The organism is Rhizomonospora bruguierae (assembly GCF_018397995.1).
GTDB classification, from domain to species: domain Bacteria; phylum Actinomycetota; class Actinomycetes; order Mycobacteriales; family Micromonosporaceae; genus Rhizomonospora; species Rhizomonospora bruguierae.
In genome coordinates this window covers 98,787-111,467 of record NZ_BBQH01000011.1, presented here as the reverse complement: position 1 = coordinate 111,467, position 12,681 = coordinate 98,787, and the positions used below count along the sequence as shown (strand labels likewise).

6 protein-coding genes are annotated in these 12,681 nt (G+C 74.3%); 3 read left to right on the top strand and 3 right to left on the bottom strand.

Annotated elements, in window-relative coordinates:
- Positions 1-300: 300 nt before the first annotated feature.
- From KJS59_RS02440 to KJS59_RS02430, 3 genes are read left to right on the top strand one after another with little or no spacing between them, the layout of a single operon-like run.
- A complete protein-coding gene (locus KJS59_RS02440; protein WP_249713808.1) occupies positions 301-2,817 on the top strand; it encodes a DUF5682 family protein in 2,517 nt (838 codons plus the stop codon).
- Complete coding sequence (locus tag KJS59_RS02435) at positions 2,814-4,025, top strand: VWA domain-containing protein (RefSeq protein ID WP_213450569.1); 1,212 nt, start codon at positions 2,814-2,816, stop codon at positions 4,023-4,025. The genes KJS59_RS02440 and KJS59_RS02435 overlap by 4 nt, the downstream gene beginning before the upstream one ends.
- On the top strand, positions 4,022-6,514 hold the full coding sequence (locus tag KJS59_RS02430; RefSeq protein ID WP_213450568.1) for a DEAD/DEAH box helicase: 2,493 nt from the start codon (positions 4,022-4,024) through the stop codon (positions 6,512-6,514). The genes KJS59_RS02435 and KJS59_RS02430 overlap by 4 nt, the downstream gene beginning before the upstream one ends.
- 6 nt (positions 6,515-6,520) lie before the next feature.
- On the opposite strand, the gene KJS59_RS02425 is transcribed toward KJS59_RS02430, so the two are convergent.
- From KJS59_RS02425 to KJS59_RS02415, 3 genes are all read right to left on the bottom strand, one after another.
- A complete protein-coding gene (locus KJS59_RS02425) occupies positions 6,521-8,203 on the bottom strand; it encodes a glycosyltransferase family 39 protein (RefSeq protein WP_213450567.1) in 1,683 nt (560 codons plus the stop codon).
- Positions 8,200-9,813 (bottom strand): glycosyltransferase family 2 protein, encoded by a 1,614-nt coding sequence (locus KJS59_RS02420; protein WP_213450566.1) that lies wholly within the window; start codon positions 9,811-9,813, stop codon positions 8,200-8,202. Before KJS59_RS02420 ends, KJS59_RS02425 begins: the two co-directional genes overlap by 4 nt.
- A gap of 242 nt (positions 9,814-10,055) precedes the next feature.
- The gene (locus KJS59_RS02415) at positions 10,056-12,611 is read right to left on the bottom strand and encodes a nuclear transport factor 2 family protein (protein WP_213450565.1); all 2,556 of its coding nucleotides are present in this window, start codon (positions 12,609-12,611) and stop codon (positions 10,056-10,058) included.
- Positions 12,612-12,681: the final 70 nt, after the last annotated feature.

The following is a 12,681-nucleotide window of genomic DNA, read 5'->3' as shown; positions in this document are numbered from 1 at the left end:
AAGCACCGCAGTCGCGAGCGAAAGGCTGGCTCTGTGAGCGCGAGGAGCGCCCGGAGCGTGCCGGGCCGGAGGGCCGGTGGCCGCGCAGGAAGCACCGCAGTCGCGAGCGAAAGGCTGGCTCTGTGAGCGCGAGGAGCGCCCGGAGCGTGCCGGGCCGGAGGGCCGGTGGCCGTGCAGGAAGCACCGCAGTCGCGAGCGAAAGGCTGGCTCTGTGAGCGCGAGGAGCGCCCGGAGCGTGCCGGGCCGGAGGGCCGGTGGCCGGGCAGGAAGCACCGCAGTCGCGAGCGAAAGGCTGGCTCTGTGAGCGGCGAGCCGCCGGACCGGGACGCGCCGGCCACCGTCCTGCTCGGCATCCGGCACCACGGGCCGGGTTCGGCGCGGGCCGTGCGGCGGGCGCTGGCCGCGTACCGGCCGGAGGTGGTGCTGATCGAGGGGCCGCCCGAGGCGGATTCCCTGGTCGCATACGCCGCCTCGCCGCAGCTGCGCCCACCGGTCGCGCTGCTCGCGTACGCCGACACCGGGCGGCCGGCACCCGGTAAGCCGGCTCCCGCCAGGTCCGCCGTGTTCTGGCCGTTCGCGGAGTTCTCGCCCGAGTGGCAGGCGATCCGCTGGGCGGTGGACGCCGGGGTGCCGGTGCGCTTCTGCGACCTGCCCGCCGCCAACCGTCTCGCCCTCGGCGACCCCACCGACCAGCCCGCGAAGAACCCCACCGACCAGCCCGCGAAGAACCCCACCGACCCGGCCGCCAAGGAGGGTGCCGGGGAAGGCGCGGAGCGGCCCGCCAGGGAAGGCACGGAGAAGGCCGCCGAGCTGGGCGCGGAGGAGGCCGCGGAGCCGGGCGCCGGGAAGGGCGCCACGGACGGCGCCGAGCGGGGCGCACAGAAGCCCGTCGAGGAAGGGGCTGCGGAGCGGGCGGTGCCGGCCAGCCGGGTCGACCCGATCGGCGCGCTCGCCGAGGCGGCCGGGTACGACGACCCGGAGCGCTGGTGGGAGGACGTGATCGAGCACCGGCTGGAGGAGGCCACCGCGGGCGAGGACGAGCTGAGCGCCGCGCTCGCCCCGTTCCAGGCGATCGCGGAGGCGATGGCCGAGGTCCGCGCCGCCGCGCCCGCGCTGCCCGAGGCGCACCGGGTCGACGAGGAGCGGCGCGAGGCGGTCATGCGCAACGCCCTCCGCGCGGCGGCCAAGCGGTACCGGCGGGTGGCGGTCGTCTGCGGCGCCTGGCACGTGCCGGCGCTGGCCCGCGCCGTGACCGCCGCCGCGGACGCCCGCACCCTCAAGGGGCTGCCGAAGGTGCGCGCGGCCGTCACCTGGGTGCCGTGGACGCACGGGCGGCTCGTGTACTGGCCCGGCTACGGCGCCGGCGTCGCCTCGCCCGGCTGGTACCACCATCTGTTCACCGCGCCGGACGAGCCGGTCACCCGGTGGCTGGTCGAGGTGGCGCGGGTGCTGCGGGCGGAGGGGTTCACGCCGTCCAGCGCGCACGTGATCGAGGCGGTCCGGCTGGCGGAGGCGCTGGCCACCCTGCGCGCGCGGCCGCTGGCCGGGCTGGCCGAGGTGACCGAGGCGACCCGCGCGGTGCTCTGCGACGGCGACGAGTTGCGGCTGCGGCTGGTGCACCGGCGGCTGGTGGTGGGCGAGCGGCTCGGCACGGTGCCGGCCGACGCGCCGGCCGTGCCGCTGGCCCGCGACGTGGCCGCCCGCCAGCGCCGCCTGCGGCTGCCGCCGTCCCCGCTGGAGTCCATCCAGGATCTGGACCTGCGCAAGGAGAACGACCTGGCGCGCAGCCACCTGCTGCACCGGCTGCGGCTGCTCGGGGTGGGGTGGGGTACGCCGGCCGCCGAGGGGCGCCGGGGCAAGGGCACCTTCTGGGAGTCCTGGGAGCTGCGCTGGCGGCCCGAGTTCGCCGTCGACCTGGTGGCGGCCAGCCCGTACGGCACGACCGTGCCGGCGGCGGCCACGGCCAAGGCGGTCGAGGAGGCCGCCGCGGCCACCTCGCTCGGCGAGGTGACCGCGCTGGTCGAGCGCTGCCTGCTGGCCGACCTGCCGGCGGCCCTGCCGGTGGTGCTGCGCGCCCTGGACGAGCGGATCGCGCTGGACGCCGACGTCACGCACCTGATGGCGGCGCTGCCCGCGCTGGCCCGGTCGCTGCGGTACGGGGACGTGCGCGGCACGGACCTGTCGGCGCTGCGCGAGGTGACCACCGGCCTGGTCGTGCGCGCCTGCGTCGGGCTGGCCGGCGCGGTCACCGGCCTGGACGAGGCCGCCGCCCGCCAGGTCCGGGCCCAGCTCGACGCGGTGGACGGCGCGCTCGGGCTGCTCGCCGACCCGGCCCTGCGCGAGCGCTGGCTGGCCACCCTGGCCGCCCTGGTGGACCGCCCGGACCTGCCGGGTCTGCTCGCCGGCCGGATCTCCCGGCTGCTGTTGGATGCCGGCCGGCTGGACCGGGACGACGCCGGCCGGCGGATGGCCCGGGCGCTCACCCTGGGCGTCCCGCCGGCCCGCGCCGCGGCCTGGGTGGAGGGCTTCCTGGCCGGCAGCGGCCTGCTGCTGGTGCACGACGATCGGCTGCTGGCGCTGGTCGACGCCTGGCTGGCCGGGATTCCGGCGGAGCTGTTCACCGAGGTCCTGCCGCTGCTGCGGCGCACGTTCGGCACGTTCGCGGAGCCGGAGCGGCGCGCCGTGGGGGAGCGGATCCGGGCCGCCCGCCCCGGCTCCCCACCCACCGCCGCCCCCGACGACGACGTGGACCCCGAGCGGGGAGCCCTCGTCCTGCCGACCGTCGAACTCCTCCTCGGCAAGGGGGCAGCAGCATGAGTGAGGAGCGGTTGCGGCGGTGGCGGCTGGTGCTCGGCGGGGGTGACGCGGACGGTACCGGGCAGGGCCTGACCGGCGAGGATGCCCGGATCGACGAGGCGCTGTCCGCCCTGTACGACGCGGACGCCGGTGGCGTGGGCGGGCCGGGGGAGGCCGGCGAGCGGCGTTCCGGCGGGCTGGCGGCCAGCGCGCCGCGGGTGGCGCGCTGGCTGGGCGACATCCGCGGGTACTTCCCGAGCAGCGTGGTGCAGGTGCTCCAGCAGGACGCGATCGACCGGCTGGACCTGACCCGGCTGCTGCTGGAGCCGGAGATGCTGGCGGCGGTCGAGCCGGACGTGCACCTGGTCGGCACGCTGCTCGCCCTGGCCCGTGTGCTCCCGGAGCGCACGAAGAGCACGGCCCGGGCGGTGGTGGCGAAGGTGGTGGCGGACCTGGAACGGCGGGTCGCCCAGCGGACCCGGGCGGCGGTGAACGGGGCGGTGAACCGGGCCGCCCGGGTGGCGAGGCCCCGGCACAGCGACATCGACTGGGAGCGGACGATCCGCGCCAACCTGCGGCACTACCAGCCCGAGTACCGGACGGTCGTTCCCGAGCGGCTGATCGGGTACGGGCGGCGGGGGGCCGCCGTGCACCGGGATGTGGTGCTGTGCGTCGACCAGTCCGGCTCGATGGCCGCGTCGGTGGTGTACGCGTCGGTGTTCGCGGCGGTGCTGGCGTCGGTCCGGTCGCTGCGCACCGCGCTGGTGGTGTTCGACACCGCCGTGGTGGACCTGACCGAGAAGCTGGCCGACCCGGTGGAGGTGCTGTTCGGCACCCAGCTCGGCGGCGGCACCGACATCAATCGGGCGGTCGGGTACGCGCAGGGCCTGGTCACCCGACCCCGGGAGACGGTCCTGGTGCTGATTACGGACCTGTACGAGGGCGGCAACCGCACCGAGCTGCTTCAGCGGGTGGCCGCCCTGGCCGCCGCCGGCGTGCGGGTGATCGTGCTGCTGGCGCTCTCCGACGACGGCGCGCCCTCGTACGACCACGAGAACGCGGCGGCGCTCGCCGCGCTCGGTGTGCCCGCGTTCGCCTGCACGCCGGATCTGTTCCCCGAGGTGATGGCCGCCGCGATCGAACGCCGCCCGCTGCCGGTTCCATCGACGGCGGCCGGCGGGGCGATTGGCGGGCGGGTGGCCGCTGCGGGCACCATGGATCAGCCATGACGCTTACCGATCAGCTTCCGCCGCGCGGGAACACCGACCCGGACACCGTTTTCGACGCCTTCGCCGGTTGGGCGACGGCGCGGGGGTTCACGCTGTACCCGCACCAGGAGGAGGCGCTCATCGAGATCGTCTCCGGCGCCAACGTGATCCTCAACACCCCGACCGGCTCCGGTAAGAGCCTGGTGGCGGCCGGCGCGCACTTCGCCGCGCTGGCCGGGGAGCGGACCACCTTCTACACCGCGCCGATCAAGGCGCTGGTCTCGGAGAAGTTCTTCGCCCTGTGCGACATCTTCGGCGCGCAGAACGTCGGGATGCTCACCGGCGACGCCAGCGTCAACGAGGACGCCCCGATCATCTGCTGCACGGCGGAGATCCTGGCCAACATCACGCTGCGCGAGGGCGCCGAGGCGGACGTGGGCCAGGTCGTCATGGACGAGTTCCACTTCTACGCCGAGCCGGACCGCGGCTGGGCCTGGCAGGTCCCGCTGATCGAACTGCCGCAGGCGCAGTTCGTGCTCATGTCCGCCACGCTGGGGGACGTCACCCGGTTCGAGGCGGATCTGACCCGGCGTACCGGCCGCCCCACCGCCGTGGTCCGCTCGGTCGAGCGCCCGGTCCCGCTGATCTTCTCGTACGCGCTGACGCCGCTGCACGAGACGCTGGAGGAACTGCTCAGCACGAAGCAGGCGCCGGTGTACGTGGTGCACTTCACCCAGGCGCAGGCCCTGGAGCGGGCGCAGGCGCTGATGAGCGTGAACGTGTGCACCCGGGCCGAGAAGGACATGATCGCCGAGACGATCGGCAACTTCCGGTTCACCGCCGGCTTCGGCCGGACGCTGTCCCGGCTGGTCCGGCACGGCATCGGGGTGCACCACGCGGGCATGCTGCCCAAGTACCGGCGGCTGGTGGAGACGCTCGCGCAGGCCGGGCTGCTCAAGGTGATCTGCGGGACGGACACGCTCGGCGTGGGCATCAACATCCCGATCCGCACGGTGCTGTTCACCGCGCTGTCCAAGTACGACGGGACGAGGGTGCGGCTGCTGCAGGCCCGCGAGTTCCACCAGATCGCCGGGCGGGCGGGGCGGGCCGGGTACGACACGATCGGCACGGTCGTGGTGCAGGCGCCGGACCACGTGATCGAGAACGAGCGCGCGCTCGCGAAGGCGGGCGACGACCCGAAGAAGCGCCGCAAGGTGGTCCGCAAGAAGCCGCCGGAGGGGTCGATCGGCTGGGGCCAGCCGACCTTCGAGCGGCTGGTCGCGGCCGAGCCCGAGCCGTTGCGGTCGAGCTTCGCGGTCAGCCACGCGATGCTGCTGAACGTGATCGCCCGGGGCGGCGACGTGTTCGGCGCGATGCGGCACCTGCTCACCGACAACCACGAGGAGCGGCCGGCGCAGTTGCGCCACATCCGCCGCGCGTTCGCCATCTACCGGGCCCTGGTGGCCGGCGGCGTGGTGGAGCGCGGCGCGGACAGCGGCTTCCGGCTCACCATGGACCTCCAGTTCGACTTCGCGCTGAACCAACCACTGTCGCCGTTCGCCCTGGCCGCGATCGAACTGCTGGACCGGGAGTCGCCCGGCTACGCGCTGGACGTGCTATCGGTGATCGAGTCCACGTTGGACGATCCGCGGCAGATCCTGGCGCAGCAGCAGTTCAAGGCGCGCGGCGAGGCGGTCGCGCAGCTGAAGGCGGACGGCGTCGAGTACGAGGCCCGGATGGACCTGCTCGAGTCGGTCACCTACCCGAAGCCGCTGACCGACCTGCTCGAGGACGCCTACGAACTGTACCGGCGGGGCCACCCGTGGGTAGCCGACTACCGGCTGTCCCCGAAGTCGGTGGTCCGCGACATGTACGAGCGGGCGATGACGTTCGTCGAGTACGTCGGCTTCTACGGCCTGTCCCGCTCCGAGGGCCTGGTGCTGCGGTACCTGGCGGACGCGTACAAGGCGCTGCGCCAGACGGTGCCCGACACCGCCCGCACCGAGGAGTTGAGCGACCTCATCGAGTGGCTGGGCGAGCTGGTCCGCCAGGTGGACTCCAGCCTCATCGACGAGTGGGAGCGGCTGCGCAACCCGACCGACCAGCCCGCGGCGGTCCTGGCCGAGAAGCCGCCCGCCGTCACCCGCAACGTCCGCGCCTTCCGGGTACTGGTCCGCAACGCGCTGTTCCGCCGGGTCGAACTCGCCGCGCTGCGCCGGTACGACGAACTGGGCGAGCTGGACGGCGAGTACGGCTGGGACGCGGACGCGTGGGCCGAGGCGCTGGAACCGTACTTCGACGAGTACGACGGGATCGGGACCGGCCCCCAGGCGCGCGGCCCGGGGCTGATCCTGATCGACCAGGGCGCGGCGACCTGGACGGTCCGGCAGATCTTCGACGATCCGGCCGGGGATCGGGACTGGGGCATCGCGGCCGAGATCGACCTCGCCGAGTCGGACGCGGCCGGCGCGGCCGCGGTGCGGGTCACCGCGGTGGGCCCGCTGACGTAACGCGGGCTACGGCGTTCCGCGACCGGCACGCACCAGCAGCAGCACCCGCACCCCCCGGAGCCGGTGGTCGGCCACGATCGTGAAGTCCCGGCGCAGCAGCACCGAGCGGGGGCCGGGCATGTCCGCGAACGGGTCCTGGGAGAACGTCGTGGTGACCAGCCATAGCCGGCGGTGGTCGCCGAGGCACGGCACCGGGTCGGGGCATTCGCCCATCTGGTATCCGGTGATGGCCGGTCCGGGCGGCGCGAGGAACACGTCGGCCGGGTGGGGCCCGCGCAACTCGTACCGGAACGGGGTGCGCGGGTGGCGGAACGTGCCGCCGAACGAGATGGCGTCGCCGGGGTGCTGGTCGGCGGCCACGATGGCGGCGGCGCCGTGCAGGTCGGGTTCCCCGGCCGGCACCGGGCTGCGCAGCCGTTCCTGGCCGGGCGCGGCGAACCGGACGACCAGCGCCAGGGTCACCGCCGCGGCGGCGGCGACCAGCAGCGCCCGCCGCCCGGCCGCGGGCGCCGAAGGCAGGCGGCCCGCCGCCACCACCGTCATCGCGGCGAGCAGCGACCACGCGGGCAGCGTGAACAGCACGTACCGGTACAGGAACAGGTGCAGCAGCGGGAACGTGACGTAGGTGAGCAGCGGCGGCAGTACCGCCCAGGCGGCGAGCGGGAGCGTGGCGCGGCGGGCGTGGCCGGCGGCGACCAGCGGGGCGAGCAGGCCGAGCCCGACGATCAGCAGGGCGAGGCTCCCGGTGCCGAACAGCATCCCGGGCGTGTCCCGGACGGTCCCGGGGTCGGCGCGGATCCAGCCGATCGCGTCGGCCTGCCCGTGCGCGGACACCGCGAGCGGGGTCGCCGCGGCGAAGACCAGCGCCAGCGCGCCGAGGAACTTCCACAGGCGCACGTCCCGGTCCGCGGCGCGGTAGGCCCGCCAGACGAACGCGGCGTGGCCGGCGACGAGCAGCAGCGCCACCAGGTGCAGCCAGCCGAGTACGACCATGCCGATCGCGTACGCGATCCAGCGCGGCCACACCGGTCGGTCGATCGCCCGCAGGAGCAGCAGGGTGGCCAGCAAGGCGCCGGCGATGACGAACGCGTACGGGCGGGTCTCCTGCGCGTACCGGGTGGTGGTGGGCAGCAGCGCGAAGATGCCGCCGGCGAGCAGGCCGGCCGGCGTGCCGGCGAGCCGGCGCCCGAGCAGCGCGGTGAGCCCGGCCGCGCCGGCCATCCCGACCACCGAGGGCAGCCGCAGCACGCTGGGCGAGTCGCCGGCCACGGAGATCCACACGTGCATGAACGCGTAGTACTCGGTGAGCGCCCGGTCCACGTGGTCGAGCAGTTGGGCCAGCCCGTGCCAGGGCAGCGTGGCCGCGTACCAGCTGGCGTACTCGTCGCCCCACATGCGCCGCTGGTCGAGGCCGACGAGGCCCAGCACCAGGACCAGCAGCGCGGGCGGCGCGGCCACCCCCGCCCGGGCCAGCCACCGGCGCACCCGGACGGGCAGGCGCGGCGGCGCCGCGTGCCGGCCCGGCAGCACCCGGACCGGCGGGTCCACCCGCGTCTGCCCCGGTGCCGTCGCGGTCACCGCCGCCGGCCAGTCGGCGAACCGGGCCAGCACGACGGTCTCGTCCTCGGGCGTGGGGTGCGCGCCCGTGTCGACGGCCTCCTGCCAAGCGAGGACGCGCGGGCGTCTCACGCCGGCCGCCCGCCGGTCAGGGCGAGCTGGGGCAGGGGGACGGTGATGGGCTCGGCCGTCTCGTGGGCGGGCGCCGTCGCGGGCCGGATGCCGTGCGCGGGGGCGAGTAGCGGCGCGACGACGTAGAGCTGGATCCCGGCCAGCACGATGGCGCCCCACAGCGGGCCGGGGCCGTGTTCGGGCAGCCGGACCGCGATTCCCGTCCAGAGCGCGACCTGGGTCACCACGATCCAGCCGCGCAGCAGGCGGGACACCCGCCGCGGCGATTGCCCCACCCGGGCGCGCAGGGCGTCGGCGAGGGCGACCGCGTGGCAGGCCGAGTTGATCAGGCACAGCCGCAGGACGGCGAGTCGGCCGCCCCGGGCCAGCAGCGGTACCGCCGCCACGGCGGCGAGCATCGCCGGTACCAGCGGCAGGTAGGCGTCCGGCAGCACCCGCTCCGGGAAGCCCCACACCGTGGCCAGCACCGGGAACGGCACGGTGAACAGCAGCCCCGCCGAGGCCAGGTAGGACAGGAACGTGACCCAGTGCGCCGCCCGCGCCCGCCAGCCGAGCCGGGTCCGCTGGAACCGCTTGTCGGTGGTCAGCAGCAGCGCCGCCCGGCACCGCCGCGTCCGCTCGTCGGCGATCTCCGGCCAGCTGTCCGGCGCCACCCCCTTGGCCAGCACCAGCGGCACGTACCGGGTCTCCCAGCCGCCGGCGGGCAGCAGCACGGCGGTGGTCACGTCCTCGCCCTGCGGTACCCGGGCGAAGCCGCCGACCGCGCGTACCGCCTCCCGCCGGTACACCACGTTGGTGCCGACCGGGGTCGCCGCCCGCCACCCGTCCCGGGCGGGCTGGAGCCACTTGAAGAAGAACTCCTGAAGGGTGCCGGCCGCCCGCTGCGCGTAGTTCAGCCAGGGATCCACGCCGCAGCGCGGCGCCGTCTGGACCACCGCGGTGCGCCGGTACACCTGGAGGTACGGAACCGTCTCCCAGAGGAAGTCCGGGCGGGGCGCCACGCCGGCGTCGAACACCACGCCGTACCGGCCCATCGAGGCGTCGAACCCGTTGATCAGGTTGCCGGTCCGGCCCAGCCAGCCGCGCTCGCCCTCGCGGATCGGGCCACCGGGCGCCGGCTCCCGGCGGCGCACGTAGACGAACCCGTGCTCCAGCGCCAGCCGTTCCACCTCGGGCCGCACGGGGCCGTCGTCCAGCAGGTACCGCATGATCGGCGCGTGCCAGCGGAGGTCCGCGACCGCCCGGCAGGTGTTGCGCAGCGCCGCGAGCGGTTCGCCGTCGGCCGGCACCCAGATGTCCACCGTGTCCGCCGTGTCCCACCGATATCCGGCCAGGATCACGCGGTGGCGGCCCAGTCCGGTGCGGGGCCGGTGCGCCACCAGCCCGGCGCCGAGCGCCACCGGCAGCATCACCAGGGGGAGGAGGAGCAACGCGGGTGTGGTCCACGGGGCCTCGGTGGCGACCCGCAGGTAGCCGTACGCCACGGCGAGGGCGGCCACCAGCAGCCAGCCGAGCAGCCACCGACCGGCGCCCCCACGGCGCTCGGTGAAGTAGCCGTACTTCTCGTGCTCGTTCGGCGGCTGGGGAAGGTAGGGGTGCGCGTCGCGCATCCTGGCGTCCCTTCCGGCGTCGGGCGGCGTGTCCCCGCGTCGGCCAGGCTCGTTGATGGGCGTGAACCCCGCCGGGGTACCGAGGCGCGTACCGGGGTAAACCTGAGCTTCCGCTCATACCCGGGCGTTATGGATGATCGGCCTACGCCGTTCGGGTGACGCCCGGACCGCCGTCACTCCAGCCACGGGCGCGGCCCGGGATCCGCCTGGATCCCGGGCCGCGCGGTGGTTGTCAGGTGGTGTCAGGAGATGGGCTTCCAGGGGCCGTACTGGTCGCCTGGTTGCTGGTTGCGGGTCCACCACTTGGCCTCGTAGAGCTGGCCGTCGTGGGTGACCCGGTCGCCGGTGTCAAATACGCGTGACGGGGTCCAGACGGTGGTGCCGTCCAGGGTCATGGCCAGTTCCTGCCAGGCGCCGTAGGGGTCCCCTGGAGCCTGGTTCTTGCTGTACCAGCCGGCTACGTAGACCTTCCCGTTGTGCGTCACCTGGTCACCCGTGTCGTAGGTGGTGGACGCCTTCCAGCTGGCCGGGAGGTTCACCGTGACGGTCACCGTCGTCTGGCCCGGAGCGAGACTGTCGCTGCCGGGGTAGGACACGGTCACCGTGTGGGTGCCGCCGGGCAGGCCGGCCGGGAGGGTGATGGTGGCCTTGCCGTTGGTGAGCGTGCCGGTGCCGAGGGTCGTGGTGCCCTCGCCGAGCCGGATCGGACCGGTCAGCGGTTCATCCGGGCCCGCGCTGACGGTGACGGTCACGGTGGCGGCGGTGCCCCAGCCGGTCGGGGCCGACGTCGCCGTCACCAGGGATGGGCCGGTCGGCGGCTTCTGGTAGCCGTGCGCGGTCAGCTTCCAGTCGGGCCGCACGGCGCACGGTGCGCAATCGGGCCAGTAGTAGGTGGGCAGGCGCCCGCTGACCGGGTTGCGGTAGTGGAACCACATCGGCACGATGCCGGGCCAGGCGATGTAGCGGGGGGAGCCGCCCTGGAAGCCCCGGGACCGCTCGCCCACGGCGCTGAGCAGGACGTCCGGGGGATACAGGGTGACCAGCGAGCTCGGCCCCGGGTCGGGCAGGCTGGGGTCACGCGGGTTGGCCGCCGCCCAGCCGCCGGCCCAGTTGACCGACTGCCAGTAGAACTCGTCGATGGTCAGGCTCCAGATCCGCCAGATGCCGTTCTCCAGGACGAACTCGTCGTTGTACATGGCGCCGTTGAAGGTGCCGGCGGAGGTGTTCGACGTGCGCGGCTGCAACAGGCGGGCGCGCAGCGTGGCCGACCGGCCGTCCTGCGACACCGAGACCACCGGCTGCGGGCGCCAGTGCATGGACAGGCTGCCGCGTACCGTCGGCGGGTTGGTCCCGTAGACCGTGACCCCGGCCTGCAGGATGCGCGCCGGGCCCTGGAACCAGCCGGCGAACGGCGACAGCTTGTGGCCGGCCGCCGCGTGGATCTGTGACATTTCCAGGATGCGCAGGTCGTCCAGGTAGGCGGAGTAGGCCATCGAGACGTTCTCGGCGCCGTCGAAGGCCGACGAGCGGCCCAGGCGCCGCTTGAGGTCGGTCGGGTCGGTGGTCGAGGCGATGCCGGGCACCGGCTGGGAGCTGCGCCCGTCGACGTCCAGGAAGGCTGGCACGCCGGTCGCCGCCGGCGCGGTACCGCCGTTACCCCACCCGGTCGCGTAGTCGGCGATGACCAGCGGGGTGAGGTTCATGTCCTTGATCTTCCACAGCCCGTTCTCCTTGACGAAGCGGTTGCGGAAGACCGTGAACTCCCAGGACGCCGCCCGGGTGTTGGCGTCGCCCACCATCGCGAGCTCGATCCCGCGGGCGGTCGCCTCCCGCCCGTTCGGGTTCACGTCGACGATCGTGTCGAACTGGATGCGGTTGTTGAGGATGCCCTGCGCGAGGTTCTCCGGCCCCATCCGCTCCATCGCCCGGCGGACGCCGGCCGGGCCGTGGTAGACCCCGACGTTGTCGATGCCGAGCGTGGCGTCGGCGGTGAACAGGTCGACCACGTCCGTCCACATGCGCTCGTCCACGTAGTAGCCGTAGGCGTGCTGGAGGTTGCGGACCTCGTCCTCGTTGTTGAGGCGGTCGATCCGGTTCGCCACCTGAGCGACGGTCGCCGTGGTGGCCGGAGCGGCGCCCTCGGCCGGCGGGATCGGGATGCCGGCCTCGTCGGGCGTGAAGTGGTAGGGAACGATCGGCAGCGAACCGCCGACGTTGCGCCAGCCGTCGGCGTACGTGCCGGCGTAGAGCGGGTAGTAGCGCAGCAGCGAGATCCGCCACTGGTCGCCGTCGAGGACGTACTGGTTCTCGTAGATGCCGCCCTCGATCCGGGCCTGGCCCTGGCCGTCGCCGAGGAAGCGCAGCCCGTTCCAGCGGCCCTTCGCGCTCCGGCCGTCGACCGAGAGGTTGATCAGGGGCTCGTCGATGATGACCGTGTGCAGCGAGCCCGGCTTGATGCCGTCCATGGCGCCGGCGTCGGTCTCCAGCCACGTCTTGATGGCCGCCCGCCCGACCACCGGCGGGCCGGCGTCGAGGCCCGACGTCCCCCACTGCAGGGCGCCGTCGTCGGCGAACAGCGCCGCCATGTCCGCCCACCGCCCGAACTGGGCTAAGTGCGCGTACGTGCGCTGGACATCCTTGATCTCACGCAGCGACTCGACCCGCTCCAGATCGCGGGCCAACTCGCTGATCGTCGGGGCCGCCGCCGCGGCCGCGGCCGCCGGTTTCGGCGGCGCTTGCAAGCTCAGACCTAGCGCGGCGACCAGGGCAAGCGCCGCCGCTCCTCTCGCTAGTTTCATGGATGTATCCCCTTCTCTTTCCCGTCGTGTGCGGAAGCCGTTCCGCGTGAATGTGATGGGGACCGGGACA